Here is a 26,478-nt window from a genome sequence, read left to right as displayed (position 1 = left end):
CATTGGGCAGGCTTTTGGGCATCTCACTTCACCGGATCGGTGAAGGAGCGCGGTTTCGGCGCAGGTCGCGTGCCCTGCTCATCTCCCATCGGTGCGATGTGCTCCGCGATGCGGAAGACCGCGAGGATCAGCTCCACCGTCACGCGGGCGACGATGAGATAGAGCAGGAAAGCCGCCGGGGCGACGATGATGCCCCACCAGCTGTAGAACAGCCAGGAGATGGCATACATGAGGGCCGCCAGCAGGCTCAGCACATACAGCATGCGCACAAGGTGCGGAGTGACGAAGCGCTTGAAGGAGAGATCCAGCACGAGGTCGAGCACGGCGCGGATCTGCTGCCACAGGCTGGAAAGCGCGGAACTGGAGGGGGGCTCGGCATTCATGGCGGCAGAGTAGGCTCTGGCCCTGCGGGCGCAACCCGCCAAATGCGCCGGAAGAGGGAACCTTGGGGCGGCGTTGGAATACTGGTTGCGTGTTTTGACAACCGCAGGCAGAATCCGCGCCTCTTTTTCCGCCCTGTGGCCAGGTGCATTAACAGAGAAGTTCATCGACAACCCAACACCGTCAAAGTCATGCCTGCGAAATCCAAGAAACCCGCAGTTAAGAAGCCCTCCGCCAAGCCCGTGAAAAAGGCTCCTGCCAAGGCGGTGAAGTCGAAGAGCAAGCCCGTTCCAGCCAAGGCCGCCAAGCCGGCGGTCAAGTCCAAGAGCAAACCCATTTTGAAGAAGGCGGCGCCGAAAAAGCCCGCCCCGAAGAAAACCTCCCCCATGCCTGTGAAGAAAACCGCCCCGACAAAAGCTGCCGCCAAGACACCTGCCCCCGCCAAAAAAGCCGCCACGAAAGCCGCTGCTCCCGCCAAGAAGGCTCCTGCCAAAGCTGAAAAGCCCGCCGCCAAGGCTGAGAAGCCTGCTGCCAAAGCCGCTCCCGCCCCAGCGCCAGCACCTGTGAAGGCCGCCCCTGTCGCCGCTCCGGCTCCGGTCAAAGCGACGAAGCCCTCCAAGAACACGCCCGCCCCGCTGGTTCCCAAAGGCCGCACCTCCGTTTCCACCACCGGCACGCCACGCTCACGCCTCAATCGTGAAGAAGAAGGCATCACCATCGATATCGCCAAGGGCCCGGTCAAGATGACTCCCTTCCTCAAGAAGCAGAAGCAGCGCCTGATCGAACTGCGCGACGCCTACCTGAACTCCATCGAAGGCGTGGCCAGCGAGACCATCCGCAATGAAAACGGCGACTCCTCCGCCTTCGGCATGCATCAGGCTGATGCTGGCAGTGACGCCTATGACCGCGACTTCGCCCTCAGCCTCCTCGGCAAGGAACAGGACGCCCTTTACGAAATCAACGAAGCGCTCAAGCGCATCGAAACCGGCACCTATGGCCTTTGCGAAGGCACCGGCGTCGATATTCCTGAAGAGCGCCTGGAGGCCATGCCCTTCGCCCGCTTCTCCGTCACCTATCAGGAAAAGCTGGAGCGCAGCCAGATGAGCGGCCGCTGGAGCCGCCCAGTACACTCCCTCTTCGGCCTCGACAATGCCGACGACGCCTCCGACGACGACAAGGACGATGATGACGCCGCTCCGAGCTCTTCGAACAACAACTCAGGCGAATCGCTTGACTTCTCCAAAGAGTGACCTAGCCTCTGCGCCCCAAATTTATGCCGCGAGAAATCATCACCCTTGAATGCACCGAAGCGAAAGCCGCAGGTATGCCGCCCTCCCGCTACGTGACCACGCGCAATAAGAAAAGCGTCCGCACTCCGGGCCGTCTTGAGAAGGTGAAGTTTAATCACTTCATGAAGAAGCGCACCCTTCACCGCGAAACCCGCTAATTTTTACCCCAGACTGCCATGCAACCGAAGACCAAAGAACGCATGTCCAACTTCCGTCGCGCGAATCGCAAGATGCCGCGCCGCCGAGTGGACATCCCGGTGGAGAAGATTTCCTACACCAATCCTGAGCTGCTCGCCCGTTTCACCACGGAATCCGGCAAGCTCATCCCCCGCCGCATCACTGGTCTTCCAGCCTGGCTGCACCGCGTGGTCGTCCGTGAGATCAAGCGCTCCCGCGCTGTGAACCTCATGGCGTGATTTTCCAGGGTCTGCCCGTAAAGGGTCCCTTTTGATCTGCTTCCCACTGTTGCATCACGCGGCAGTGGGAAGTTTCATTTCCAGCCTCGTCCATGTCCGCCCTTACCGACACGCAAAACGAACGCGATGAACGCCGTCTGCCCATTGATCGCGTGGGCGTGCGCAGCCTGCGCTTTCCTCTGAGCATCCGCGACCGTGATGCCGCCGTGCAGCACACCGTCGCCACCGTTTCCCTGGCCGTCGACCTGCCGCACCAGTTCAAAGGCACTCATATGAGCCGCTTTGTGGAGGTGCTGCATGCCCACGGCAAGGAACTGACCGTCTCCAACATCGTCGCCATGCCGCGTGAGCTGATGAAAAAGCTCCATGCTGACAAGGCGCACGTGGAAATGCGCTTCCCGTACTTCCGCGCCAAAAAGGCTCCGGTCTCCGGCGCTGAGGGTCTGCTGGACTACGGTGTGATCTTTGAAGTGAACACGGACAAGGAGAAGACCGACTTCGTCCTCACCGTGGAAGTGCCCGTGACCACGCTTTGCCCCTGCTCCAAGGCCATCAGCGCCCGCGGTGCGCACAATCAGCGCGGCACCGTCACCCTTGCCATTCGTTTCAGCGATCCCGTCTGGATCGAAGACCTGCTGGAACTGGTTGAACAAAGCGCCAGCAGCGAGCTGTACAGCCTCCTCAAGCGTCCCGACGAAAAGTTCGTCACCGAAGCCGCTTACGACAATCCTGTCTTCGTCGAAGACCTCGTGCGCAACATCGCCGTGAAAGCCAAGGCGCATCCGCGCATCACCTGGTTCCGCGTTGAAGCAGAGAATTACGAATCCATCCACAATCACAACGCCTGGGCGGTGATTGAAAGCCACACATCGCCATCATGAGTTACGTCACCGCCGTTCTGCCCACCGACCAGCCACCGCTGATGCACCAGGCGGTCGATGAGGCCGTCCGTCTGCTGCGTGAGGGTGAAGTCGTCGCCCTGCCCACCGAAACCGTCTATGGCCTCGCGGCCAACGCGCTCGATGCGGAAGCCGTGGCGAAAATCTTCGAAGCCAAGGAACGCCCCACCTTTGACCCGCTCATCGTCCATCTGGCCAGCAAGGAGCAGATTGATCTCGTGGCCGATGTGCCGCCTGAGATCGCTGTGACGCTGAAGAAAATGGTCGAGCGCTTCTGGCCCGGCCCCCTGACCATCCTGCTGCCCAAGAAGCCGATCGTTCCCGACCTCGTGACCGCCGGGCTGCAGACCATCGCTGTACGCGTCAGCTCCAATCCCATTTTCCGCCGCGTCATCACCGACCTCGGCAAACCCATCGCCGCCCCCAGCGCGAATCGTTTTGGCTCCATCAGCCCGACGTCCGCCAGTGCCGTGCTTTCGGAACTCGATGGCCGCATCCACCTCATCGTGGATGCCGGCGCCTGCATGTTCGGACTGGAGTCCACCATCATCAAGATCGAGCCCGGCAGCCCGAAGATGTTCATCGACATCGTGCGCCCCGGCCCCATCACGGCAGAGGATTTGAAAGCCTATGGCAAGGTGCGCTACACTACGCGCACCGTCGTCGATGAAGCCACCGCCGCACCCGGCCAGCTCGCTTCGCACTACGCGCCGAAGACCCCGCTGCGCCTGCTGGAGCGCCCTTCTGATTTCATCCCCGAAGAAGGCAAGCGCTACGCCCTCATGAGCTACCGTGGCGAAGAAAAGGACGGCTACCTCAATCTCTGCGAATGGGAGGAAGTGATGATGCTCAGCCCCGGCAATGGCAAGCTCCCAGAAGCCGCCGTGCGCTTCTTCTACGTCCTGCGCGCGCTCGACAAGCTCGGCGTCGATGAAATCATTGCAGAACCGTTGCATGAACATGGCATGGGAATCGCCATGATGGACAAACTGCGGCGCGCAAGCGGCCGCTACTCCTCATGAGCGAAGAAAAAAAAGACTCCAACTCTCAAGCACGGTCCACCGGGATCGTCTCCATTGCCATCCTCTGCAGCCGCGTGCTCGGCCTGGTGCGGGATCAGATGCTGAACGGCTTCTTCGGCTCCGCCTTCACCGGCATCTTTACCGCCGCCTTCCGCACGCCGAACATGCTGCGTGACCTGTTTGCCGAAGGCGCGCTCTCCACGGCCTTCGTCACCACCTTCTCCAAGAAGATGAAGACCGAGGGCGACGAAGCCGCCTGGGTGCTCGGACGCAAGATGATCTCGCTCTCGATCTGGTTCATGAGCATCGTGGCCATCGCGGGCGTGCTGCTCTCGCCGATCATCTTCCGCATCCTGACGCCCGGACTCAGTGAAGAGGCCAAGGTGCTCGGCATCTGGCTGGCGCAGATCATGTATCCCTTCATCGCGCTGGTCTCCGTCACCGCGCTGGTCATGGGCATGCTGAATTCGAAGAAGGTGTTCTTTATTCCCGCCGTCGCTTCGGCATTTTTCAATCTCGGATGCATTGTCGGTGGCGTCATCCTCGCATGGCTCATTGATCCTGGCTTCCGCCATGGTCACGTCAGTGAAAAAGGTCTCACCGGTTTCGCGATCGGTACCTTGATTGGCGGTGTGCTGCAGCTCGCCGTGCAGCTTCCCTCGCTCCATCGTGTCGGGTTTCGTTTTCGCTTCGACTTCGGCTGCAAAGACCCTGCGGTGAAGGAAGTGCTGCACCTCATGTGGCCTTCCATGCTCGCCGCCAGCGGCACCCAGGTCGCGGTGCTGCTCAATTCTATCTTCGCCTCCTACACACCGGGCAAGGAGTCGGCACTCGCCTGGCTGGCAAACGCCCAGCGCCTTCAGCAGCTTCCACTGGGTCTCTTCGGCGTCGCCGTGGCCACGGTCACGCTGCCCATGCTCTCACGCCTTGCCACCGAAGGCATGACACCCGCGTTTCGTGCTGCATTGGCCAAAGGACTGCGGCTGGTGCTCTTCCTCACGCTGCCCTGCGCCGTTGGCCTCACCCTGTTGTCACAGGAAATCATCTCGGTCATTTTTGAGCACGGCAAATTCAATGCGCAGGACGTGCAGAACACCGCCGCACCGCTGCAGGCCTATGCCTTTGGCCTGATCTTCTACGCCGCCATCAAGGTGCTGCAGCCCGCGTTTTACACCATCAACCGCCGCTTCATTCCCATGCTGGTCAGCATCGGCGTCATCGTGTTCACGGCCACGGTGAACTCCATCACCGTCTTCGTCTTCAAGTGGGATCACACCGCGCTCGCCTGGGCCACGGCGGTTGGTCTCTCGCTCAATTTCCTCACGCTGTACCTCTGCATGCGCAAGTTTGCCTCCGGGCTTGAAACGGGCTCGCTGGTGCAGTCGCTCATCAAGCTGCTCATCGGTATTGCCGCCATGTCCGCCGTTTGTTTCGCGGCCAAGTACACGATCATGGCGAACTGGTCGCACCTGAACTTCATGCTGCGCTGCGCCGGGCTTGGCGTCAGCATCAGCGTGGCCGCCGCCGCCTATTTCGCTGTCACCAAGAAGCTCCAGGTGGAGGAGGCCGGCGAATTTCTCTCGTTGCTAGGCCGCCGCTTTGGCAAGAAGTAACCGGCCATGCCGCTCCAACGCTTCTGGTTCCAGGTTGCCGCCTTCCTCGCCCTCGTCTGGGCCGGTGTGGGCGTGGTCATGTGGGTGACTGAGGACTCGGTTTTTTCGTCCGAGAAGACGCTGGCGCTCATGGCGAACGCGCCGTGGCTGGCGGATGAAGATCTAGCTGAGTCGCCGCGCAAAGCTTACTTGGACAAGGTCATCAACTCCGTCATCAAGCTCGACTTCAACCAGCGCAGCGAGATGCGTGAAGACGGCCTGGAAACCATGGACCACTTTTTCAAATCGCTGACCGATGAGGAAAAAGGCCGGTACGTGAACCGCACCGTGGAAGAAAACTTCAAGGCCGTGATGAAGGGCTTGGAAAAACTGCCCGCCGAAGATCGCCGTCGCATCATCGGCGGCATCCAGCGCGAGATGAAAAAGAAGGCTTCAAAGAACCCCGAAATGCAGATGATGCTGGATCAGAGTCCGGCGGATTTTGAAAAATCCTTCACCAAGGACATGGGCCTCTTCTTCAAGGAATCGCCGCTCTCCATGAAGCTGGAAATGGCCCCGATGCTGGAAGGCATGCAGGGGCGGATGCAAGGCATGCGGATGCGGTAAGTTCCCCTGTTCCTGCGGAACAGGGGATCTCTTGTTGCGCAGCAACAAGGCTATTTCTTCCACCCCATCGGCTGCGTCCAGGCCATTTCTTTCTGCCCTTCGAAAGAGGGATTTGCATAGGGCTTGGACGAGGTGATCACCGCGCGGAAATACAGCTCTTTGCCGCTGGGTTTCCACACGACTTCTTCGCCTTCAATCGTCGCGAGCGTCTTGCCAATGTCGTCCGAATACAGCAGGCGTGGTGGATGCAGATCATCGGCCACGGGAGGAGCGGGGCGGGTGGTTGGGTCGTAACCTTGCAGCGTGCCGCGAATCTGCGTGCTGTAGGTGACTCCGGGCTCCTTGTGAATGCGGATGCGCAGCTCGCCATCATTGAAGCTCACATCATCCAGAGTGACGCCGGAAGAGGCATAAAAGTCGCCCGCCTTCATGGCTTTGACGATCTCGGCAGGATCGAGCTTCGATGCGCGCACCATCACCCAGCCACGGCCGGGGCCGTTTTCCTCACCGTGATAGCGGTGGGAGTCATCCGTGCCCACGCCATAGAGTGGCGGTGCTTTGAACTCGGCGATGCGCAGCGTGTTGGCCACGTCCCAGATCTTTTCATGGCCCATGCGCGAGGCATCGCCCGGGTAGTTGATGGTGGGGTGGCCGTTGTAGATTTCCCAGAAGTTTTCCTCCAGCACTGAGGCGAGGTCTTCGGCTGAGAGCGCCCATTTGAAGTTCGGGTGATTGATGTGCGAGAGCATCGGCACGCCCAGGCGCTTGGACTGTTCGTTCACCATCTGCAAATTCGCACGCATCACTTCCTGAATGCTGCTGAGGTCTTTGACCGGCTTGATCACCTCCTTCAAATTCACGGCATTGAGATGAATTGGGATCTCGCCGAAGCCCGCGCTGATCTCTTCCGCCTGGACGAGCGAGAACTTCCCTGGCACCTCAAACTTGGGCCGGTACTCCTCCAGCTTCTTCAGCCGCACTTCGGTCACGCCGTCTTTTACACGCGTCGTCACCCATTCATCACCGAAGCGGGCGCGATACTTTTCCATCGTGGTCTTGCCCAGAATCCGGCGGCGTTTTTCAATAGCGGGCTCACTCATCCACACCTCTTTCGCCTGGAGTATGTTGTGGTCGGAGATGGCCAGGAAATCGTAGCCATGCTGCTTGTACCAGTCCGTGATCATCTCCGGAAAGTCATTGCCGTCGCTCCACAGGGAATGCGTGTGCGTGTTGCCCTTGTACCAGCGCGTCTGCTGGGCGGAGGCGGTGGAGATCAGGCTGAGGACAAGAAGACTGAAGAGGATTGGACGCATCACAGACGAACGCATCGAAACCACCGCATCTCACTTGGAATTTCGTGGTGCGATAACGATGGCATTGCGCACCGCCCAGCCGGGTTTTTCAAACTGAACGGCCCCCGATTCGCTGCGGCACCACAGGCCGGTGGAAGGACCGCCATCGAGATTGAGCGCACGGTTTACCTTCATCTCGGTGATGATGCCGGGAATGACGAGGATGTGGGCGAGTTCCAGCAGGCCGGTGCGTTTGGCGGTGCCGATGGCCCAGCGGCCTGCGGCATCCGTCATGATGAAGGTGCGGTGGTTGCGCGGTTCTTGTTCTTTGCCCGGTGGCACCGGCCATACGCGTCCCTCACTGACCAGCCACGGACTGCACTGCACGAATTCGCTGATGTCTGCCGCGTCTTGGAACTCGTTGCTCCATACGAGGGAGGTCTTGCCCTGCCTGCCCATCAGCCCGCCCACCCATTCTCCTGCGATGAATTTGTCGCTGCGAGTTCCTTCGGCGATTTCCAGCCCTACCGGGCCAAAGTTTCCACTGACGTTGAAGTAGCCGCCGTTGCAGACGGCCAGGGCTTTCCTGGCGTGACCGATTTCATCCAGCGACCAGGCGGTTTTCAGATTGTCATTGGCCACCACGTGCAGTTCGCACTGCTTCTCATCAAACACGACGAGCCTGATTTCCGCCTTGGCAGGCCCGGCGATTTGTTTGACGACATGGAAAGCTCCAGAGCTCAAAGGCTCGGCTTTGGACATGGAGACCAACCGCCACGGCTGTGCCTGAGCACTGCAAGTCAGCAGGAACAGGCAAAGCAGCAGCTTCATGGCATCACTGCTCCACCCGGAAGATGTGCATCGACATGCCGGTGGGGTGCAGCGCCACATAGTTGTCCGCGCCGCACCATTCGTAGGTTTGATTGTGCAGCAGGTCGGTGACTTTGAAGGGGCGGCTGCTGTCCAGGCCGAGGGCCGGCAGATCCAGATGAACCATGCCGATGGCAGGATGATGGGCATCGTGGCTGATGACGCAGAGGATGCGGTTGCTGAAGTCGGGCGTGACCTTGCTGTAGCAGAGCATCTGGCCGTGATCGGCGCCGTGGAAGCTGAGGTTGTCGTAGAGATGCATTGCTGGATTGTCGCGGCGGATCAGGTTCAGCATGCGGATGAAGGACGTGATGTTGCCCAGCTGATTGTAGTCGCGCTGCTTCAGCTCGTACTTTTCACTGTTGTCGTACTCCTCCTTGCCGGGATACGGATCGTTCTCACAGAGTTCGTAGCCGGAGTACATGCCCCAGCAGGATGAAAGGGTGGCGGCCAGCGCTGCGCGGATGCGGAACATCTGCGAATTGGCATTCTGCAGGTGGGCGGGCAGGATGTCCGGCGTGTTGGGCCAGAAATTCGCACGGTAGTACCAGCGCATGTCCGTGCGCGTGAGTTCGGTGGCGTATTCGGTGAGCGACTGGCGGTCTTCGCGCCAGGTGAAGTAGGTGTAGCTCTGCGTGAAGCCCACCTTGCCCAGCACCTGCATCATCTTCGGCTTGGTGAAGGCCTCGGCCAGGAAGAGCACGTCCGGGTCTTTGCGCTGAATGGTGGCGATCAGCTCCTCCCAGAACGCCACGGGCTTGGTGTGCGGATTGTCCACGCGGAAGATCTTCACGCCGCGATCCACCCAGAACTGCACCACGTCGATCAGCTCTTTCCACAGGTTGCGCCAGTCATCGCAATGGAAGTTCAGCGGGTAGATGTCCTGATACTTCTTGGGCGGATTCTCCGCATAGCGGATGCTGCCGTCAGGGCGCTTGTAGAACCACTCCGGATGATCTTTGACGTAAGGATGATCGGGCGAGCAGTTGAGCGCAAAATCGAGCGCGATTTCCAGTCCGCGCTTCTTCGCTTCCTTCACCAGCCATACAAAATCCTTCTCCGTGCCGAGCGCGGGTTCGATGTTGCGGTGTCCACCCGTCGGGCCACCGATGGCCCAGGGGCTGCCCACATCATCCGACCCGGCTGTGAGCGTGTTGTTTTTGCCTTTGCGGGCCGTGACACCGATCGGGTGAATCGGCGGGAAGTAGATCACATCAAAGCCCATGTGGGCTGCGTGGTCGAGACGGCCTAGGCAGTCGCGGAAGGTGGAATGTTTGTCGCTGCGGCCTTCGGCCCCACGAGGGAAGAATTCATACCAGGCGGAGAAGCGGGCGCGCTCGCGTTCTGCCGTGGCGCGCATCGTGTCTGAAGTGGTGGACTGGGAGCGGTCCGGATACTGATCCATCAGGCTCTGCATCTCGTCCGAAAGCAGCACGTCCATGAGATCCGCAGCTTTCATTGATGCGAGCAGATCCGCGCAATCTTCCAGCTGCGTCCCTGCAGTCGGCACGCCGGCGGCGCGTGCGCGCTTGGCGGCATCCCGCAGCAGTCGTGCCCCTTCCTGCGCCTCGATCGGCACATCCGGATCTTTGGCCTGCACCCGCACCGCAAATGTCTTTTTCCAGGAGCGGAAGGTGTCGCCCCATGCCTCAACGACATATTCCCAGCGTCCCGCTTTGGAAAAACTGCACTGTCCATGCCAGCGGTCATTTTCAGTCAGCTTCATCGGCGCTTCAAACCAGCGGCGCGAGCCCGTGAGCCGCCAGCGCAGCACCGCGCTCATCACATCGTGGCCGTCCTTGAAAATGTCACACCACACATCCAGCGGCTCGTCGATCACCCGTTTGACCGGATGCCTTCCGCCATCTAGGCAGGGATAGAAGTTCTCGATGACGACAGTGGGCGCATGGGTGACGGACATGGGGGGAGGGGAAGGTTTGCGGGGGGCGACGTCTGTTTACAGTCGATAGCGGTGGTTTTCAAAGACCTTCCGCTCCTCAGAGCATGTGGAGTTACGTGGGCACGCGCCTGCCTTGGCAAGGGAAACCATTCCAAACCACCGCAAACTCAGGCCAGCAGTGGTCGCAGCATGTCGCAAATCTCCGGCACTCGTACAAACGGATCTTCCTTGGTCTCAAACTCCAGCGTGAACCAGCCCTGGTAGTTGGCGTCGCGCATGATCTGGATCACACGTTTCACATCGCTGGGCTCACTGACGCCTTTGGCGGCACCTTTGCGGCTGATCTCCATCTTGAGCTGCACGTTGACGGCATAGGGGGCGATCTTGGCGAGATCGGCATACGGGTCTTCCGTGTGGAAGTTGCCGCTGTCCAGATTGATGCCGGCCCAGGGGCTCTTGGCGGCCTTGATCATCTTGATGAGGTTTTCCGGCTCGGCGACGATGCCGCCGTGGTTTTCCAGGCCGAGGAAGACACCCTTTTTGGCGGCGTAGTCGAGGCACTCCTGGTAGGATTCGAGGCAGTTGGCCACGGCCTGCTCCTCGCTGAGGTCCTTCGGCTGCGGCCCGGCAAACACACGGATGTGCGGTGCGCCCATGATCGCGGAGTAGTCGATCCACTTCTTCGTGTAAGCGATCTGTTCGCTGAGCTTCTCGCCTTTGGGCAGGGCAAAATTGTTGCCCACGGCAGTGCCGGCCAGCTGCACCCCGCGCAGGTAAGCGCGGCGTTTCACTTCAAGCAGGAAGGCCTCGTCCACATCCTTCGGGAAAAAGTAGCTGGTGACTTCCGCGCCGGGGACGTTGTTGTCGCCGCACCAGTCGATGAAATCGAGGATGCTCCACTGAGGCTTGCCGTCCTTCGGCTTCTGCTCCTTGTCACGCATCCACTGGAAGTACTCGCGGAAGCTGTAGGCTGCGACGCCGAGCTGCATGTGGCTCTTGCCGGGGCGCTTGATGGGCTCAATGGCAGGCAAGGTGGAGACGCTGAGCGCGCCAAGGCTGGTGGAGAGAAAATGACGGCGTGAGATCATGGCGGATGAAAGAACGGATGGAAAAGACAGGATTAACAGACTTCCACCTGCATGAACAAGATTTCTCTTTTCGCCGCCGCCCTCTTTTTCACCTCCCTGGCCCACGCCGAGCCCACCAAGGTCAAGCTTTGGCCCGATGGCGCACCGGGGGCGAAGGGGACGGAGGACAAGGATCAGCCCTTCATCAATGTCTGGGCCGCTGCCAAGGACAAAGCCAATGGGGCGGCTTTCGTCGTGTGTCCCGGCGGTGGTTACGGCGGGTTGGCGGCAGACCACGAAGGCGTGCAGGTGGCCAAGTGGTTCAACGGCCTCGGCGTTTCCGCCTTCGTGCTGCACTACCGTCTCGGCAGTCAGGGCTATCACTTTCCCACGCAGCTCATCGACGTGCAGCGCGCTATCCGCCATGTGCGGGCCAATGCCAAGGAGTATGGCATTGATCCGAACCGTATTGGCATCATCGGCTTCTCCGCAGGCAGCCATCTCACCTCCATGGCGGCCACGATGTTCGATGAAAAACCCGCCGGTGCGACGAATGACGCCGTCGATCAAGTCAGCGCCCGTCCCGATGTGGCCGCGCCGACCTATCCCGTGATCTCCATGATTGAGGACTACGGACACAAAGGCTCCCGCAAAAACCTGCTCGGCCCCGGCGACAACGACGAACTGGCCAAGCACGTGAGCACCGAAACCCGTGTCACCGCCAACACGCCGCCCATCTTCATCTTCCAGACCGATGAAGACACCGTGGTGCCTGCCGAAAATGCCGTGGCCTTCTATCTCGCCTGCCGGAAAAACAAAGTCCCCGCCGAACTTCACATCTACCGCCCTGGTCCGCACGGCGTCGGCCTGTTTCTGGGCGATCCGGTGCTCGGCACCTGGAGCGGGCATCTGCGTGACTGGCTGCGCAATCAGGGCTTCCTCAAGCCGATGAAGCGCACCGCCATCAACGGCAAGGTCACCGTGAATGGCAAGCCGGTGAGCTGGGGCAGTGTCATCTTCGCCTCAGACGATCCCTCCGCACCCGTGGCCTGTGCACGCGTCATGGGTGGAAAATTCAAGCTCGATGAAAAGACTGGTCCCATCGTTGGCAAAGTGAAGCTGACCGTCAGCTACAGTGCCGCTGATGTTCCGGGCTTGGAGACAGCGGATGGCACCGCAACCACGAAGGAGCAAAAGCCCGGCGCGGGTGAGTGGAGTCTCGATGTTGTCGAGGGCGCGAAGGATGTGGAGCTGGCGGTGACGCGTTGAATCTAGAGCAGGCCAAGCACCTCATAGAGAACCACGGCGAGGACGAGCAATGCTCCAGCCATCCAGCAAACGAGTGAAAACGTCGTGCGGGCTCTGGGCCAGCGCCATGCGACGATGCCGGCAATAACCGCGTTGAATGAGAGCCCCGCCAGGGTGGTGCCTGCAATCAGGATAAGGGTCCCGAGCCCGTTGGACTGAGGACCGGTCTCTTTGAAACCGACGATCATGGCGCCGAGCACCACCAGAGCCACAGGGGGTAGCGCCAGGGAGAGAGTGCTGTAAAATCGGGCGAGTGTGAGGAACATGAAATAGCGGGAGCTGTATGACAGCTCCCGAGACATTCAAAAAGACACCGCGCAGCGATGAGCCTCAGAACTTCTTGATAAGCAGCGCGGCATTGTGTCCGCCGAAGCCGAAGGAGTTGCTCAGGACGGCGTCCACTTTGGCCGGGCGGGCGGTGTTTGGCACCACGTCCACGTCCACCTCGGGGTCGAGGTTTTCGACGTTGATCGTGGGTGGCACCACCTGGTCCTTGATGGCGTAAATGGAGGCAATGAGTTCCACGCCGCCGGCAGCGCCGAGCAGGTGACCGGTCATCGACTTGGTGCCGGAGACCAGCAGTCCCTTCGTGGCGTATTCACCGAACACGCGCTTGATGGCGCGCAGTTCGCACAAATCGCCGACGGGGGTCGAGGTGGCGTGGGCGTTGATGTACTGCACATCCGTCACGTTCAGCTTGGCGTGGCGCAGGGCCATCTCCATGCACTTGGCCGCGCCCAGACCTTCGGGATGCGGGGATGTGAGGTGGTAGGCATCTGCCGTGGCGCCATATCCGACCAGTTCGGCGTAGATGGTGGCACCGCGCTTTTTGGCGTGCTCGAGTTCTTCAATGACGACCACACCGGCGCCTTCGCCCATGACGAAGCCGTCGCGGTCCTTGTCCCAGGGGCGGGAAGCGCGCTCAGGGTCGTCGTTGCGCATGCTCAGCGCCTTCATGTTGGCGAATCCGGCCAGACCGCAGGGGCGGATGGAGGCTTCAGCGCCGCCGCAGATCATCACGTCGGCATCGCCGAATTTGATGTTCCGCCAGGCTTCGCCGATGTTGTTGTTGGAAGTCGCGCAGGCCGTGACGATGGCCATGTTAGGCCCCATGAAGCCGTATTCCGCCGCGATCATGCCGCTGGCGATGTTCGAGATCATCATCGGGATGATGAAGGGGGAGACGCGGGAAGGGGACTTCGTCAGCAGCACTTCATACTGGGTTTCCAAGGTGCCGAGACCGCCGATGCCACTGCCGACCATGACGCCCACGCGGTGCGGGTCCAGGCTGTCCGGGTTCAGACCGGCGTCCTTGGCGGCCATTTTCGAGGCTGCCATGGCAAACTGGAAGTAGCGGTCGGCGCGGCGTGCGTCCTTGTGATTGTTGAAGTGTACGGTCGGATCAAAATCCACCACCTCGCCCGCGATCTTGCAGTCGTACTTTTCGGTGTCCATGGACTGGATGCGACGGATGCCGCTCTTTCCTGCCTGGATGTTCTTCCAAAAGTCATCTTTGGTATTGCCGACCGGGGAGATAACTCCCATGCCGGTGATGACTACGCGACGCTCGCTCATGTGTATAAATAGGGGTTGGTTCGAAAGTTCAGAGAACACGGATTGCACGGGGGGGCAAGGGAAAACATGGCAGCGAAAAGCTTGAGACCTGGGTGTTTTGGGTGTCATGCTCAAAGTGTGATTCGTTTGTCATCCTTTCTTGCCGCCGCTCTCTGGCTGACGCTGCCCGCCCAGGCGGCGCCGGATCCTGCCCTCATTCCGCCCGTGATGCGTGAGTGGATGGCGGCTGAGAAAGGCATTGGCAGCATCAAAGTCGCCTTTCAGCAGACCCGCACCACCCCTGCTCTCAAGGAGCCTGTGAGCACCAGCGGTCGTTTTTGGCGCATGACCGACGGCCGTTTTCGCCTGGAACTGGGATCGCCCGCAACGACGATCCTGGTCTTCGACAAGGAAACCGTGCGCCTCAAAGAAAGCGCGGACGCCTCCTGGCAGACCTTGAAGCCCGATGACAGCCGGGTGCGCATCTGGATGAAATTCCTCAGCGGCCGGGAAATGGACACTGAATCCCTGACGAACAATTTCACACTCAAGGTCACCCAGCAGGAGAAGAGCTACACCACCGTGGCCATGATTCCACGGCCGCTGCTCATCAAAAAGTATCTTCGGCAGCTCGACATGCAGATCGAGCCCGGCGGCAGGCGGCTCCTCGGCTTCCGCGTGGTGCAGGGAGACGGCTCCACGCTGCTGCTTAATTTTGGCCCGCCGGAGAAGCTTGTGGGCGATTTAGCTCAACTGTTTAGGCCTCAATAATCCCGGTTCAGCAGGTGGTCGGAAAGCTGGCGCAGCCGCAAGGCGGCGCCACCAAACACATCCAGCGCGCGGTGTGACACCTCGGTGAGGCGGTGCGCTTCTGCGCGGGAGGCTTCCAAGCCCATCAGCGCCGGGTAGGTGCTCTTTTCTGCCGCGATGTCCTTGCCGGCGCTTTTGCCGAGTTTTTCGCTCGTCTGTGTCACGTCGAGAATGTCGTCGATGATCTGGAAGGCCAGACCGGTGGCCATGCCGAATTCATGCAATGCCTGCATCTGCTCAGGGCTCGCGCTGGCGCTCATGCCGCCCAGCTTCACGCTAGTGGTGAGCAGTGCTGCGGTCTTGCCTTCATGGATGAAACGCAGGTCTTCCAAAGGAAGCTTTTTGCCTTCGCCTTCCAGATCCGCCACCTGACCACCCACAAGATGAAGGCTGCCTGCCGTGCGTGCGAGTTCCAGCACCATCACCGCCGTGGGATGAGTCGAGGACATGGGTGTCTTCGTCACCAGTTCAAATGCCAGGGCCTGCAGGGCATCACCCGCCAGCAGCGCGATGGCCTCGCCATAGACCTTGTGGCAGGTCGGCACGCCACGGCGCATGTCGTCGTCGTCCATGCAGGGCAGATCATCGTGAATGAGCGAGTAGGTGTGCAGGCATTCGACGGCACAGGCATTGTAAACGGCATCGTCCGCCGTGCCGCCGCAGGCTTCCGCCGCCGCTAGGCAGAGGATCGGCCGCAGCCGTTTGCCGCCTGCGAACATGCTGTGCCTCATCGCCTGGTGCAGTATCATCGGCCGCGTGTCCGAGCCCGGGATGAGACGGTTCAGCGCTGTATCGACAAACTGGCAGCGCTGGGCGAGGTATTCTTTGAGATCGGACATGGGGTGATTGTGAAGCCGTGAGTCCGCCTCAATTCAAGCGAGATTAACAGAAGAGGGAACCCGGGATAGGGTTCCATCGCCTCAATGGGGGTGCTTTCGCTGATTATGACTAAAGTCATGTAATGCTGGGAGTTGTCGCGAATAAGACAAATCTGTGAAAGATATGCCGATTCATGCTGTCAATAAAAGTGTCTAAATCATTCAACCATGGAGGTTTAAAGGTGGGAGGGGCACGTCCTGAAGGTAAGTATCTCTCCGCCAGTTGGATGGTTTTGGTCGCGGCTGCGATCCTGGCATGGATCAGCCTGATGCCCATCGCCTGGATTGGCTGTCTCATGATCCAAAGCAACATTGTTGCCAAGGCGACGAAGCTGATCGTGGTGGGATTGTTGACGTTTTTCTGGAATCTCTTTTTCCTCAAACGATTGTTATTCGACCTTTATCAGGAGGAGCGTCCTAAAAAGGAAATAGGCCACAACAGAGTGCAAGTCGTCGGAATTCTCGGCGTGCAAGCCCTGCTTGCTCTCATCTGCAACCATCTGGCCGGGTCATTCAATCCTATCGGTATGCAGCAATGGTTTTGGATGCCCGTGGCTGGTTTCGCTGGAGTGCTTTTGAGAAGGCGCCGGCACATGTTTTTGGTGCTGTTCATTACTCTGGCTATCTCCACCGCGCATGAATACACCATGCGTGGCCTGAATCCGGCGGTATTCTGGATGTGCGGCCAGATCTCCACCAGTGTGTTCATCATGGGCTGTTCCTTTGCGATGACGCAGGCGTCGAGGCAGCGCATGAACACGACGCGTCTGGCGGCGGAACTGCGCACCGCCAATGCTCAGCTCGAACTGCAGGCAGAGCAGTCGGCGTTGCTCGCCGTGGAGCAGGAGCGCAACCGCCTGGCGCGGGAGATCCATGACGCGGTGGGGCACAGCCTGACGGTGGTGGGGGCGCAGCTCGATGTTGCGGAGTCTTTGATGAAGCAGGAGCCCGCCCGTGCGCTGGACGCGGTCCAGAAGGCGCAGCGCGCCAGCCGTGAAGGGCTGGCGGAAATCCGACGTTCGGTGGCCTCCCTGCGTGCGACGCCGCAGGAGCAGCGCACGCTTGCCGAGTCGCTGACTTCGCTGATCACAGGTGCTGAACGGCCCGGGCTGAAGCTGGTGTTGCAGCAGTCTGGAAAGTCACGTGCGTTGCCATCTCTGGTGGAGATTTCGCTCTATCGCTGTGCGCAGGAGGGCATCACCAACGCGTGCCGGCATTCGGGTGCGTCGGAAATCGCGGTGCATCTGGATTTTACTTCGGATGCACGCATCATGCTAAGTGTGACGGACAATGGCCGCGGCTTCAGCCGAATCCCGGAAAACAGCCATGGATTGAAAGGCCTGCGCGAACGTGCGGCATTGCTCAATGGTGAGTTTTTCGCAGGAACGGAGCAGCAGGGTGGAGGCTGCTGTCGCATGATCATCCCTGCTTGAACGCATGAACTCACCCATCAAGACCCTTCTCGTTGATGATCAGGCATCGTTTCGTGAAGCGATGCACATCCTGCTTGAACTCGACAGCAGTGTGGAGGTGGTTGCCGAAGCTGCCAATGGCGAGGAAGCCCTGAAAATGACCGCAGAACACATGCCGCAGGTCGTGCTGATGGATCTGCAAATGCCGGTGATGTGCGGAGCAGAGGCCACCCGGCGCATTCGTGACAAGCATCCCGGCATACGGGTGCTGGTGCTCAGTGTCTTTGATCAGGAAAAGGATGTCTTTGAGGCTCTGCGTGCAGGTGCCTCCGGTTACATTCTCAAAAACACTCCGATGCCCCAAATGCTGGATGCCATCCGGGTCGTCGCTGCCGGCCAGACCTACCTGCAGCCCACCATTGCCACCCACGTGGTGGCGGAGTTCAACCGCCTCTCCCGGCCCATCGCGTTGAGTGGTGAGGAACGCCGCCTCGCCAGCATGCTCTCTGAGCGTGAAGTGGAGATTCTCCAGCATCTGGTGCGTGGCATGAGCAACAAGGAAATTGCCTCTGCCCTGAGCCTTACTGAAGGGACCGTGAAGAATCACATGACCCGCATTCTGGACAAGCTGCAGGTGGCCGACCGCACGGGAGCCGCGCTCAAGGCGCGTGATCTCGGGCTGGGCTGAAATTACCGCGCCAGCAGTTCCTCACCGCGATACATCACACGCTCGACCATGCCTTGCAGGGTTTTGTCGAGGAAGGGGGTGTTGATGCTTTTCGACTTCATGAAGCCGCGGCTGAAGGTGGTGGTGCGGGCGGGATTGAAGACGATGAACTCGGCGGCGCCGCCTTCCTTGATGGGAACGGGTGCCAGCTTCATGAGGCGGCGCGGCTCGGCGCTGTAGCGTGTGACGATGAGCTGCCAGCTCAGGATGTCTTTGGCGATGAAGTTGTCGTAGAGCGAGACCAGGGCGCTTTCGAGGCCGGTGATGCCGAAGGGGGCGCTGGCGAAGTCTTGGTTCTTCTCAAACGGTGTGTGCGGGGCGTGGTCCGTGGCGATGACATCGAACCAGCCGTCCTTGAGGCCCTGGAGCAGCGCGGCATTGTCCTCCGGCGTGCGCAGTGGCGGATTCATCTTGTAGTGAGTGTCGTAATCGCCGATGTGCTCATGATTGAACATCAGATGATGCGGCGTGATCTCGCAGGTGACACGAATGCCGCGATCCTTGGCACGTTTGATCGTGCGCATGCCTTCGATGGTGGTGACGTGCTGGATGTTGAGATGCACGCCGGTATATTCGGCGAGGCGGATGTCGCGTGAGATGCAGATCTCCTCGCTGATGTTCGGGATGCCGGGCAGGCCGAGCGCGTAGCTGATCTTGCCTTCATGCATGCAGCCCTTGCCGCTGAGCGCCTTGAGCTCGCAATGGCTGGCCAGCGGCAGGTCGTAATCACGCGCGTATTCCATCGCGCGCCGCAGCACCTGGGGGTTGTCCACGGCGTAGCCGTCATCGGTCAGCATGACGCAGCCGGCGGACTTCATGCCTGCGATGCCGGCGAGTTCCTCTCCCTTGCGGCCCTTGGTGATGGCCCCGCTGGTGTAGATGCCGGGGCCGATGCGCGTGCGGCGGGCGCTTTCCAGCACGCTGCGCACGACGCCCGCGTTGTCGATGGCGGGCGCGGTGTTCGGCATCATGACAAAGCCGGTGACGCCGCCATTGATGGCGGCCTCGGCGCAGGAGGCGATGTTTTCCTTGTCCTCTTGGCCGGGTTCCCGGGCATGGACGTGGATGTCAAAAAGCCCGGGCAGCAGAATGCGGCCGGTGCAGTCGATGATTTCCGCGTTTTCGACGCCGGTGATGCCTGATGCCACGCCGATAATCTGGCCGCCCTCGACGAGCACATCGGCTGTCTGAAGCTGGGGACTGTCTTCGCTGGCGATCTGGGCGTTGCGGTAAAGGCGTTTCATGCAGCCATGATGTCAGGCATGATTTCAGCCTGTGCAAGCCTGTGAAATGAGATCGTCGGAGGCGGGCGGCGCCCGCCCTGCTTATTACTTCTTCCGCACATACAGCAGCACCCGGTCGTGCGTGAGCAGGCAGAGGTCTAGGCGGCCGTCGCCATTGAGATCTAGCGCGGCATAGTCGTGCGGCTCGTTTTCGAGGCCCGTTTTGCCACGGAAATGAGGATCCGTCTCGAAAACACGGAAGTACATGGCGCTCTCCCATTTCTGCCCGGCGGCGGGCCGGAAGATTTCGATCACGCGGCTTTTGGCAGTGTCGATCAGGGCGATGTCATCCACATCTTCGCCGGAGAACGAAGCGGCCATGAGGTCTGAGGGCGTAGTGTCCTTCAATTCGCTGTCAAAGGTGGCCACAGTTTCGAGTTTGAGCGTGGAGCCATCCAAAGGTGCGAGTTGGAAGCTGGTTTTGCCAAGCAGCAGCAGCTTGGTGCTTTTCTCCGCAGTCAGCAGGACGCACTGCTCAGGCGTCATGGCGGGCAGCGCATGGGTGTGGTCCGCGCGATAGACGCGGTCGGTGCCGGCGGTGAGTTCGTGCAGCTTGCTGTGTGTGGCATCGATCAGCAGCACGGAGACCTTGCCGTCCTTGCGGGAGACCAGCGCGCTGTGCAGCTCGGCGGCGGCATCGGGGGCGTTGAACTGCTCCACGATGGTCGCCTTGCCATCGGCATCGACCTTGAATGCGCGCGCCAGCTGCTGATGGGCGATGATAATTTCCGCCTTGCCGTCGCCATCCAGATCGCCCGTGGTCAGAGCGGCGGGTGTGAGTTTGCTCACAAAAGAATCCGGGATGCCTTCGACGCGCTTGTGGGGTGCTTTGGCGTCCGTGGTGCTCAGCAGCAACTGCATGGGGCCGAGATTGGAAAACAAGGCGAGATCGCCACGGCCATCCTGATTGGCATCAACAACGCGGATGCCGTTGATGCGGCCGGTCTTGACGGTGAGCTCCTGAGTGGTGGCGGTGAAGTCTTTGGCTCCGGCGGTCTTGCGCAGCGTGACGAGCTGGGGCTTGGACTTGATCTCGGTGACGCAGAGAACGGCTGAATCGGTGGTCAGGGTGAGCAGGGTTTCTCCCTCTTTGGCCTGATAGATGATCTCGGGGTAAAGCAGGCGGTTGTCCTGCCAGTGGGCCACGCCAATGGACTGCTCTCCGGGGCTGAGCAGCACGAGCTCGGCTTTCTTGTCACCATCCACATCAGCGATGGCCAGGGACTCCACACCACTGAGGATGGGGAACTCGCGCCCCTCTCTGAAGGTGCCGCTGGCGCTGCCTTGAAACAACCAGGCGCGCGCTGCCTTGGGCTCGGACATAATGACGTCGGCATGCCCGTCGCCGGTCAGGTCACCGTAGGCCACGGCACCGTTTTTGGATTCCGTGGGCGGCATGGCATAGCGGATGGTGGCGGCGTGGTCGGAGTCGGGTTCGGCGGCGCCTTGAGTGAGCTTCGCGACTTCCACCATGTTCGTTTCATCCTGGATCCAGGCGACGCCGGATTTCTTGCCACCGAGGCGAATGGCATGCAGCCAGTGGCGCGCGGCGGGGATTTCGAGCCGCCATTCCTCGCCAAAGGTAGTGCCTTCATGCTGCAGACGGACGAGCAGCGCGTCACCGTCCGGGGCGGTGTAGAATAGGTCGGCACGTCCATCGTCGTTGAGATCGGTGCTGGCCAATCCAGCACAGCCGCCTTCGCCAAGGGCGTAGTTCTGCGGCTCAGCCCACTCGCCGGGCTTGGTTTGCAGCAGCACCATCAAACGTGTGCTGGTGAGCAGGGCGATGTCATCGCGCCCGTCACCGTTCAAATCGCGCGCGACGAGCACTTCCGTATCGTCTGCGGTGGAGTCGAGGGTGAACTCGCGTTTGGCAGCCCAGGCACCTTTGTCGTCCTGCATGCGCAGCACGAGTTTGTCCTCATCGGTGAGGAACGCGATGTCCGCCTTCTTGTCTCCATTCCAGTCACCCACGACGAGGGCAAGCGCGGCACGGCCAATGACGAGCGGTTGCTTGTCGAAGCGGGAGACTTCAAGGATCGGGTTCCAGCGGTCAGCGCGGGCGGATTTTTCCGGCGCGCCGGACTGCACGCCGTCCTTGCGCTGCAGGAGAAACTCGATGCGTGCCCGTGAGGCATTGACGATGGCGAGGTCGGTCAGGCCATCGCCATTGAAGTCAGCGGCATGCGGACTGGCGGTGTTCCAGTCGAGTTTTACGATCTCCGGGCCGTCGAAATACAGTGCGGGTTTTTCAGCAAGAACGCTGGTCGCAAAGAGCAACGGCAGGAAAGCGAGACGCATGGCGTGCGATGGGGTGGGGAGCTTACTTGGCCTCGACGGGAGTGGTCAGGTAGTGAACCTGAATGGAGTCCGGATGAGAGTACGTGGTGCTGAGCAGGCTGCCAAAGTAGCGCTCGAAGGTCTCATTGGATGGACGTGCACTGGCATCAAACCAGCCGCCAGCAGCTGCGGCGACCGTTTCTTCGGGTGTCAGGGCTTTCTTGCCGGGGCCTTTCTTTTTCGCGGCCGCCTTGCCCTTGGCTCCAGTTTTGCTTTCGAGCGTGGCGGCGGCTGTAGCGATCGTGTTCATCAGGCGGCCAGCATCCGTGACTCCGACGCCGCTGTAGTTTTTGGGAACGAGCGAGAGGAGATTCTGCACATGCGGATTGTCCCAGACGCTGGGGCCGGATGGATCCTTGATGCGACCCAGGACTTTGTTCAGCGTGTCCTGGCCGCCCACAGAGATGAACAGATACTTGCCGGTGTTGCAGAAGGCGACTTCGGTGGCGGCGTTGGCCGTCTGGGTCAGTTTGAGCGTGTTGATTTTGAAGCCGAGGTAATCGCTCTCCTCAAAGGCGCCGAACCCGGCGCCGACGTAGCGCTTCAGACCTTCGAGCGCGCCGCCGAGCTTGTCGGCATCCTTGATCTTGAAGCCCATGACCTGGCTTTCCTTGGTGCCACTGCCATCCTGCACCTGAATGACTTCATCGGCCAGGCTGCCGAAGAGATCCTCACGGATCTTGAAGCCCAGCTGGCCTTCGAGCTGAGGAATCTGCATCGTCACCATCATCGCCATGGGGCCAAGTTTTCCAATCATGCCCAGGAGGCCGTCATACACCGTGCCGAAATCCATGCGTGAAACACTGGCGGTCAGGATGCCTGCGGGGATGAAGGCGGGCAGCGTCACTTCGTTGCTGGAACCGCGCATCAAGGAGAGAAGTCCCGTGGGCTTCTGCAGATGCAGGATCGTCACGTCCATGCGTGACTGGGTGTCCGTCAATTCTGCGGTGATGGCAAAGGCCTGCAGTTCCTGCGCGCCGAGCATGTCCATGATCATCTTCGGCTTGAAGATGTCGAGTCCGCCGGCGGCAGCCTTCTCCCCGTTCGCTTTCTTTTTGGCCTCCGCAGCCGCGAACGCCTGCTCGCCGAGGTCGAGCAGCCTCACGCCGTTGAAATAAAGCAGCATGTCACCGCCGCCGTTGGTCACCTGGCCGACGCGGGAAAGGTGCTCGCGTGCGGCTCCAGGTGGATCACCGGCGTTGTTCTTCAGGGCGCCGATCATGTATTCCATGAGCGCGTGGGTGTTCGCCTCAATCATCACGTCTCCGACCACCGCCCAGGCCAGAATCCATGGCGCATCCGCAGCGTCAGACAGCGCGGCGATCTGCACACTTACGCCGCCGATGTCTTCGGTGCGGAGCTTGACGTCTGCGTTCTCCTTTTTCTTGGCTTCCACTTCGGCGAGCTTGTGGGCCTCGATCTCCTTCTGCTTGCCGGCGACTTCACACAGCGAAACGTTTGGCGGATTTTTGTCGAACTGGGTGATGTCTCCGATCACCAGAAAGCTCGCCAGCGCACCTGGATAATCCTTGAGTGTATCGTACATCCCGCTGCCGTAGGTGTCCTTGAAGAACTTGTCCCAGGGAGTGTCGCCGTCCTTGCGCATGGGGGCCATCCAGCGTTTGGCTTCGTCGTCCTGCATGAACTTCGCGTAGTTGCTCTTGTCCCAGTCGGTGAGCAGTTCCGGAGTGTTCTTGATGGCGATGACACCGACTGTGTCCTTGGGCATGAGATTGTACCATTGCTCCAGCCGATCGGCGGCGGAGGCGGGGAGGATGCTGGCAAGCAGCAGTGAAAAGAGGATGGAGGCGCGTTTCATAAAAGATGGAAGGAGGCGGATGATACCAAGTACAGAAAAATCAGCCGCCTGTGGTTACAGATTCCGGCTTAATTTTTTCCTGGGGTGGTGCAGGAGGAGGAAGATAGCGGAAGCCGCTGTTGGGATTACGCGGGTCAAAGGCAAAGGCCTCGCGATTTTTCAGAAAGAGCTTCAGCACATTCGAAGGAATCGAAAAGCCCAGGCCTTCGACGCCGACACCGGCGGTCTTCATGTTGTTCACACCCACGACCTCCCCGCGTGCGTTGAAGAGCGGCCCGCCGGAGTTGCCGGGGTTGATCTGCGTCGTGCTTTGAATGTACCAGCGGCCGCCACTCTCGCGTGCACGGATGCTGACGATGCCCTTGGAAACCGAGCGCTCCAGCCCCAATGGACTGCCAATGGCAAACACGTCCTGACCCTGCGTGAGGGCATCGGAGTCGCCCATGGGGACAAAAGGCAGGCTGGCCACGGCAGCGTCGTCGATCTGCAGAATGGCGAGATCAAGGAAGCCGTTCATGGCGATGATCTTCACCTTCGTGAACTGCTGCTTCTCCAGGCCGTCGGGCTTTTTGCGATACACCACCACGGTGATCTCGCGCTCCCCGGCGATGACGTGCTGGTTGGTGATGACGTAGCCGAGCTTGTTGATGATGAAGCCGGAGCCGAGACCGGAGGCCGTTTGAATCTGCACCACGGACTCCGCCACGCGCTGGACGTTCTTTTCCACCGTCATGGCTTCGCGGGCAGGCTCCACGAAGTAGATGTCCTCGCCTTGTACGGCGGCGGTTTTGGTGCCGGATGTGAGGGCTTTTTCCAAAATAGAAATCTCCGAGCGCGGCACGGTCAGGACGGTATGGCCGAGATCCAGCACCACGGCGTCTTCACGGTCCTTGAGCACTTCGCCGCGCAGTTCAGCGCCGTTTTTGAGCACGATCTTGACGTTTTCCGCCGACAACGATGAGGCCGCAAGGCAGGCCGCCACCAGGATTCCGAAGCTCAGGTTGTTTCGCATTACGGATTCAAACTCTAGCGGACGAGTTTGAGGATACGAGTTCTTTTTGCATATCTTGACTCGACGAATCTCCGCGCATCTCATGCACCGATGCCCGCCAACGCTCTCATCTCCGCTGCCCAGACCCTGCGCGAAACCCTGCGCCCGCTGCGCTTTGCCGCGCCGGTCGAGTATGTCTATCAGCCGCTCGACTACGCCTGGGTGCCGCATGAGGCCTACCTGCGCCGCTTTGGCAGCACTCACAAAAAGGTCGTGCTCGTGGGGATGAACCCCGGCCCCTTTGGCATGACGCAGACCGGCGTTCCCTTCGGCGAAATCGCCGCCGTGCGCGACTGGATGGGCATCCACGAGCCGGTGGGCAAACCGGAGCGCGAACATCCGAAGCGCCCCGTCGTCGGCTTTGACTGCCCAAATTCCGAAGTCAGCGGCAGACGCCTGTGGGGCTTGTTTGCCCAGAGGTTCGGCAAAGCGGAAGCCTTCTTTAAAGACCACTTCGTCGCCAACTACTGCCCGCTCGTTTTCATCGAGGCCAGCGGGCGCAACCACACGCCGGACAAACTGCCCGCCGCCGAAACCACCGCCATGGAAGCCGCCTGTGATGCACATCTGCGCGCCGTCATTGCCGCCCTGCAGCCCGAATGGGTGATCGGCGTGGGAGCCTTCGCCGAAGAGCGCGCGAATCGTGCGAAGGAAGCCATGCAGGGCAGCTTCAAAACCGGCCGCGTGCTGCACCCCAGCCCGGCCAGCCCCGCTGCCAATCGCGACTGGGCCGGAGCCGCCACGAAGCAACTGGTGAAGCTGGGCGTGTGGGAGTGATTCATACTTGCCCGACGCGCGGGGTTTTAGCCAGCCGTGCCGCCGCTGCAACAACTCCGCCGCAAGAGCGTTCAAGATTGTATGAACGAGATTCGCAACCTGACGTGCATGCTCGTGTTGATGTGGGGCTCTGTGTCGGTTGGCCACGCGGATGACAAGCTCCCAGCGGCGGCGAATCCTGCCGAAGCTGCCAGGCAAGCTCCGGCGAAAACTGCGGAGCCGGTGAAGCCACCGAGCGAGACGGAACTTCGCGCCGGCATCACCAAGAGCCTGGGCTTTATTGAGAGGGAAGGGGAGGAATGGATGACTGCCAAAAACTGCAACGGCTGCCATCACATGCCGGAGATGCTCTGGAGCCACCGCGAGGCGCAGCGGCGGGGATTTGCCGTGGATGCCAAAAAGTACGAGGAATGGCTGGCATGGGCTGTCGAGCGTGCAACGGACAAGCGGCCGGGGCTTGAAGATGCCGCGCTGATGATCCTGGCCCTCCCGGAGCGGTCCGCGCCTGAATTGACCAAACTGATCGCTGCTGAGCAAAAGCCGGACGGTTCATGGAGTCCCGCCGGGCAGTTTTCCGGCATGCAGAAACGGGGCGCGGGTGATGCGCAGGCCAACGCCCTACGCCTCCACCTGATCGCTCTTGCCACTCCGCAGCCGGCGGCACCCGAAGTTGACGGAGTGCACGCAAAGGCCGCCCCAGCGCTGCAAAAGAAGGACGCGCCCACCACCATGGAGTCGCTCGTTTTCCGCACGCTCTATGCACGCCGCTTTGGCAAGCCGGAGGATGCCCAAACTTTGATCAAAGACATCGTCAAACGGCAGCGCGGCGATGGAGGCTGGAGCTATATCCTTGGCGAAAACATGAGTGACGTTCTCGCCACCGGCCAGGTGCTCTATGTGCTGCAGGAAAATGCTGCGGATTCATCCGCAGCGAACGCCATTGCACGTGCCCAGCTCTGGCTGCTCCAGACCCAGCGCGCAGATGGCAGCTGGCCCATCGACATCACGCATATCAGCCAGATTGACCGCAGCGGCCCTGCCAAAGCGAAATCCTTCAAGGATGCCACCGGCATTTACACCTACTGGGGATGTTCGTGGGCCGCTCTTGGTCTGCTGCAGGGGGTGCCGGTGAAGTAATCCGTTGTGAGTCAATAAGCAGGTCGG

The 26,478-nt window shown here is 60.4% G+C and carries 25 protein-coding genes; 13 read left to right on the top strand and 12 right to left on the bottom strand.

Features of this window, described 5'->3' with window-relative positions:
* Nucleotides 1–23 precede the first annotated feature (23 nt).
* Nucleotides 24–383, bottom strand: a complete 360-nt coding sequence (locus tag AC3RLQ_RS18730; protein ID WP_487679329.1) for a DUF4282 domain-containing protein — start codon at nt 381–383, stop codon at nt 24–26.
* Nucleotides 384–572: 189 nt separating this feature from the next.
* Between AC3RLQ_RS18730 and AC3RLQ_RS18725 the strand changes: the two genes are divergently transcribed.
* The 7 genes from AC3RLQ_RS18725 to AC3RLQ_RS18695 all read left to right on the top strand — a co-directional run bounded on the left by AC3RLQ_RS18725 (nt 573) and on the right by AC3RLQ_RS18695 (nt 6,226).
* Nucleotides 573–1,631: a TraR/DksA family transcriptional regulator gene (locus AC3RLQ_RS18725; protein ID WP_493030174.1), complete on the top strand. Its 1,059-nt coding sequence runs from the start codon at nt 573–575 to the stop codon at nt 1,629–1,631.
* A gap of 23 nt (nt 1,632–1,654) precedes the next feature.
* Nucleotides 1,655–1,828, top strand: coding sequence for a 50S ribosomal protein L33 (rpmG, locus tag AC3RLQ_RS18720; protein WP_294397372.1), 174 nt, complete (start codon nt 1,655–1,657; stop codon nt 1,826–1,828).
* An 18-nt stretch (nt 1,829–1,846) separates the two neighbouring features.
* A complete protein-coding gene (rpsR, locus tag AC3RLQ_RS18715) occupies nt 1,847–2,086 on the top strand; it encodes a 30S ribosomal protein S18 (protein ID WP_294397375.1) in 240 nt (79 codons plus the stop codon).
* Between the two features lie 92 nt (nt 2,087–2,178).
* Nucleotides 2,179–2,967, top strand: coding sequence for a GTP cyclohydrolase FolE2 (gene folE2, locus AC3RLQ_RS18710; RefSeq protein ID WP_493030173.1), 789 nt, complete (start codon nt 2,179–2,181; stop codon nt 2,965–2,967).
* Nucleotides 2,964–4,007, top strand: coding sequence for an L-threonylcarbamoyladenylate synthase (locus AC3RLQ_RS18705; RefSeq protein WP_493030172.1), 1,044 nt, complete (start codon nt 2,964–2,966; stop codon nt 4,005–4,007). The genes folE2 and AC3RLQ_RS18705 overlap by 4 nt, the downstream gene beginning before the upstream one ends.
* A complete protein-coding gene (murJ, locus tag AC3RLQ_RS18700) occupies nt 4,004–5,620 on the top strand; it encodes a murein biosynthesis integral membrane protein MurJ (protein ID WP_493030171.1) in 1,617 nt (538 codons plus the stop codon). Before AC3RLQ_RS18705 ends, murJ begins: the two co-directional genes overlap by 4 nt.
* Nucleotides 5,621–5,626: 6 nt before the next feature.
* Nucleotides 5,627–6,226 (top strand): hypothetical protein, encoded by a 600-nt coding sequence (locus AC3RLQ_RS18695; protein ID WP_493030170.1) that lies wholly within the window; start codon nt 5,627–5,629, stop codon nt 6,224–6,226.
* A 50-nt stretch (nt 6,227–6,276) separates the two neighbouring features.
* Here AC3RLQ_RS18695 and AC3RLQ_RS18690 read toward each other — a convergent pair whose 3' ends face one another.
* The 4 genes from AC3RLQ_RS18690 to AC3RLQ_RS18675 all read right to left on the bottom strand — a co-directional run bounded on the left by AC3RLQ_RS18690 (nt 6,277) and on the right by AC3RLQ_RS18675 (nt 11,376).
* Nucleotides 6,277–7,539 (bottom strand): CehA/McbA family metallohydrolase domain-containing protein, encoded by a 1,263-nt coding sequence (locus AC3RLQ_RS18690; RefSeq protein WP_493030169.1) that lies wholly within the window; start codon nt 7,537–7,539, stop codon nt 6,277–6,279.
* A 30-nt stretch (nt 7,540–7,569) separates the two neighbouring features.
* On the bottom strand, nt 7,570–8,349 hold the full coding sequence (locus AC3RLQ_RS18685) for a phosphodiester glycosidase family protein (RefSeq protein WP_493030168.1): 780 nt from the start codon (nt 8,347–8,349) through the stop codon (nt 7,570–7,572).
* Nucleotides 8,350–8,353: 4 nt separating this feature from the next.
* Nucleotides 8,354–10,309 (bottom strand): alpha-1,4-glucan--maltose-1-phosphate maltosyltransferase, encoded by a 1,956-nt coding sequence (locus AC3RLQ_RS18680; RefSeq protein ID WP_493030167.1) that lies wholly within the window; start codon nt 10,307–10,309, stop codon nt 8,354–8,356.
* A 146-nt stretch (nt 10,310–10,455) separates the two neighbouring features.
* A complete protein-coding gene (locus AC3RLQ_RS18675) occupies nt 10,456–11,376 on the bottom strand; it encodes a sugar phosphate isomerase/epimerase family protein (protein ID WP_493030166.1) in 921 nt (306 codons plus the stop codon).
* A gap of 51 nt (nt 11,377–11,427) precedes the next feature.
* Between AC3RLQ_RS18675 and AC3RLQ_RS18670 the strand changes: the two genes are divergently transcribed.
* On the top strand, nt 11,428–12,624 hold the full coding sequence (locus tag AC3RLQ_RS18670; protein ID WP_493030165.1) for an alpha/beta hydrolase: 1,197 nt from the start codon (nt 11,428–11,430) through the stop codon (nt 12,622–12,624).
* A gap of 2 nt (nt 12,625–12,626) precedes the next feature.
* Here the strand turns inward: AC3RLQ_RS18670 and AC3RLQ_RS18665 are convergent, their stop codons facing one another.
* On the bottom strand, nt 12,627–12,929 hold the full coding sequence (locus AC3RLQ_RS18665) for a hypothetical protein (RefSeq protein ID WP_493030164.1): 303 nt from the start codon (nt 12,927–12,929) through the stop codon (nt 12,627–12,629).
* A 64-nt stretch (nt 12,930–12,993) separates the two neighbouring features.
* Complete coding sequence (fabF, locus tag AC3RLQ_RS18660) at nt 12,994–14,238, bottom strand: beta-ketoacyl-ACP synthase II (protein WP_493030163.1); 1,245 nt, start codon at nt 14,236–14,238, stop codon at nt 12,994–12,996.
* 126 nt (nt 14,239–14,364) lie between these two features.
* On the opposite strand from fabF, the gene AC3RLQ_RS18655 reads away from it, so the two are divergent.
* On the top strand, nt 14,365–14,988 hold the full coding sequence (locus tag AC3RLQ_RS18655; protein ID WP_493030162.1) for a LolA family protein: 624 nt from the start codon (nt 14,365–14,367) through the stop codon (nt 14,986–14,988).
* Here the strand turns inward: AC3RLQ_RS18655 and AC3RLQ_RS18650 are convergent.
* Nucleotides 14,982–15,866, bottom strand: a complete 885-nt coding sequence (locus AC3RLQ_RS18650; protein ID WP_493030161.1) for a polyprenyl synthetase family protein — start codon at nt 15,864–15,866, stop codon at nt 14,982–14,984. The two genes, AC3RLQ_RS18655 and AC3RLQ_RS18650, sit on opposite strands and share 7 nt — an antisense overlap.
* A gap of 308 nt (nt 15,867–16,174) precedes the next feature.
* Between AC3RLQ_RS18650 and AC3RLQ_RS18645 the strand changes: the two genes are divergently transcribed.
* Nucleotides 16,175–17,338 (top strand): sensor histidine kinase, encoded by a 1,164-nt coding sequence (locus tag AC3RLQ_RS18645; protein ID WP_493030160.1) that lies wholly within the window; start codon nt 16,175–16,177, stop codon nt 17,336–17,338.
* 4 nt (nt 17,339–17,342) lie between these two features.
* Nucleotides 17,343–18,005 carry a response regulator gene (locus AC3RLQ_RS18640; RefSeq protein WP_493030159.1) on the top strand — a complete coding sequence of 221 codons (663 nt, stop codon included), beginning with the start codon at nt 17,343–17,345 and terminating at the stop codon, nt 18,003–18,005.
* A 2-nt stretch (nt 18,006–18,007) separates the two neighbouring features.
* On the opposite strand, the gene AC3RLQ_RS18635 is transcribed toward AC3RLQ_RS18640, so the two are convergent.
* The 4 genes from AC3RLQ_RS18635 to AC3RLQ_RS18620 all read right to left on the bottom strand — a co-directional run bounded on the left by AC3RLQ_RS18635 (nt 18,008) and on the right by AC3RLQ_RS18620 (nt 24,498).
* Nucleotides 18,008–19,288 carry a dihydroorotase gene (locus tag AC3RLQ_RS18635; RefSeq protein WP_493030158.1) on the bottom strand — a complete coding sequence of 427 codons (1,281 nt, stop codon included), beginning with the start codon at nt 19,286–19,288 and terminating at the stop codon, nt 18,008–18,010.
* Between the two features lie 84 nt (nt 19,289–19,372).
* Entirely contained in the window at nt 19,373–21,628 is a 2,256-nt protein-coding gene (locus AC3RLQ_RS18630) for an FG-GAP repeat domain-containing protein (RefSeq protein WP_493030157.1), read from the bottom strand.
* 22 nt (nt 21,629–21,650) lie between these two features.
* Complete coding sequence (locus AC3RLQ_RS18625; protein WP_493030156.1) at nt 21,651–23,486, bottom strand: hypothetical protein; 1,836 nt, start codon at nt 23,484–23,486, stop codon at nt 21,651–21,653.
* Nucleotides 23,487–23,526: 40 nt separating this feature from the next.
* The gene (locus tag AC3RLQ_RS18620) at nt 23,527–24,498 is read right to left on the bottom strand and encodes a trypsin-like peptidase domain-containing protein (RefSeq protein WP_493030155.1); all 972 of its coding nucleotides are present in this window, start codon (nt 24,496–24,498) and stop codon (nt 23,527–23,529) included.
* A gap of 90 nt (nt 24,499–24,588) precedes the next feature.
* Here AC3RLQ_RS18620 and AC3RLQ_RS18615 point away from each other — a divergent pair, with 90 nt between their 5' ends.
* Nucleotides 24,589–25,314, top strand: a complete 726-nt coding sequence (locus AC3RLQ_RS18615) for a uracil-DNA glycosylase family protein (protein WP_493030154.1) — start codon at nt 24,589–24,591, stop codon at nt 25,312–25,314.
* A gap of 81 nt (nt 25,315–25,395) precedes the next feature.
* A complete protein-coding gene (locus AC3RLQ_RS18610; protein ID WP_493030153.1) occupies nt 25,396–26,451 on the top strand; it encodes a prenyltransferase/squalene oxidase repeat-containing protein in 1,056 nt (351 codons plus the stop codon).
* Nucleotides 26,452–26,478: the final 27 nt, after the last annotated feature.

This window comes from Prosthecobacter sp. GW821-HT29F12 (genome assembly GCF_058803405.1).
This window is presented reverse-complemented; position numbering and strand designations above follow the sequence as displayed.

Bases quoted from the DNA above. Each gene is read 5' to 3' on its own strand.
- AC3RLQ_RS18730 (WP_487679329.1), bottom strand. From the start codon at position 383: ATGAATGCCGAGCCCCCCTCCAGTTCCGCGCTTTCCAGCCTGTGGCAG.
- AC3RLQ_RS18725 (WP_493030174.1), top strand. From the start codon at position 573: ATGCCTGCGAAATCCAAGAAACCCGCAGTTAAGAAGCCCTCCGCCAAG.
- rpmG (WP_294397372.1), top strand. From the start codon at position 1,655: ATGCCGCGAGAAATCATCACCCTTGAATGCACCGAAGCGAAAGCCGCA.
- rpsR (WP_294397375.1), top strand. From the start codon at position 1,847: ATGCAACCGAAGACCAAAGAACGCATGTCCAACTTCCGTCGCGCGAAT.
- folE2 (WP_493030173.1), top strand. From the start codon at position 2,179: ATGTCCGCCCTTACCGACACGCAAAACGAACGCGATGAACGCCGTCTG.
- AC3RLQ_RS18705 (WP_493030172.1), top strand. From the start codon at position 2,964: ATGAGTTACGTCACCGCCGTTCTGCCCACCGACCAGCCACCGCTGATG.
- murJ (WP_493030171.1), top strand. From the start codon at position 4,004: ATGAGCGAAGAAAAAAAAGACTCCAACTCTCAAGCACGGTCCACCGGG.
- AC3RLQ_RS18695 (WP_493030170.1), top strand. From the start codon at position 5,627: ATGCCGCTCCAACGCTTCTGGTTCCAGGTTGCCGCCTTCCTCGCCCTC.
- AC3RLQ_RS18690 (WP_493030169.1), bottom strand. From the start codon at position 7,539: ATGCGTCCAATCCTCTTCAGTCTTCTTGTCCTCAGCCTGATCTCCACC.
- AC3RLQ_RS18685 (WP_493030168.1), bottom strand. From the start codon at position 8,349: ATGAAGCTGCTGCTTTGCCTGTTCCTGCTGACTTGCAGTGCTCAGGCA.
- AC3RLQ_RS18680 (WP_493030167.1), bottom strand. From the start codon at position 10,309: ATGTCCGTCACCCATGCGCCCACTGTCGTCATCGAGAACTTCTATCCC.
- AC3RLQ_RS18675 (WP_493030166.1), bottom strand. From the start codon at position 11,376: ATGATCTCACGCCGTCATTTTCTCTCCACCAGCCTTGGCGCGCTCAGC.
- AC3RLQ_RS18670 (WP_493030165.1), top strand. From the start codon at position 11,428: ATGAACAAGATTTCTCTTTTCGCCGCCGCCCTCTTTTTCACCTCCCTG.
- AC3RLQ_RS18665 (WP_493030164.1), bottom strand. From the start codon at position 12,929: ATGTTCCTCACACTCGCCCGATTTTACAGCACTCTCTCCCTGGCGCTA.
- fabF (WP_493030163.1), bottom strand. From the start codon at position 14,238: ATGAGCGAGCGTCGCGTAGTCATCACCGGCATGGGAGTTATCTCCCCG.
- AC3RLQ_RS18650 (WP_493030161.1), bottom strand. From the start codon at position 15,866: ATGTCCGATCTCAAAGAATACCTCGCCCAGCGCTGCCAGTTTGTCGAT.
- AC3RLQ_RS18645 (WP_493030160.1), top strand. From the start codon at position 16,175: ATGCCCATCGCCTGGATTGGCTGTCTCATGATCCAAAGCAACATTGTT.
- AC3RLQ_RS18640 (WP_493030159.1), top strand. From the start codon at position 17,343: ATGAACTCACCCATCAAGACCCTTCTCGTTGATGATCAGGCATCGTTT.
- AC3RLQ_RS18635 (WP_493030158.1), bottom strand. From the start codon at position 19,288: ATGAAACGCCTTTACCGCAACGCCCAGATCGCCAGCGAAGACAGTCCC.
- AC3RLQ_RS18630 (WP_493030157.1), bottom strand. From the start codon at position 21,628: ATGCGTCTCGCTTTCCTGCCGTTGCTCTTTGCGACCAGCGTTCTTGCT.
- AC3RLQ_RS18625 (WP_493030156.1), bottom strand. From the start codon at position 23,486: ATGAAACGCGCCTCCATCCTCTTTTCACTGCTGCTTGCCAGCATCCTC.
- AC3RLQ_RS18620 (WP_493030155.1), bottom strand. From the start codon at position 24,498: ATGCGAAACAACCTGAGCTTCGGAATCCTGGTGGCGGCCTGCCTTGCG.
- AC3RLQ_RS18615 (WP_493030154.1), top strand. From the start codon at position 24,589: ATGCCCGCCAACGCTCTCATCTCCGCTGCCCAGACCCTGCGCGAAACC.
- AC3RLQ_RS18610 (WP_493030153.1), top strand. From the start codon at position 25,396: ATGAACGAGATTCGCAACCTGACGTGCATGCTCGTGTTGATGTGGGGC.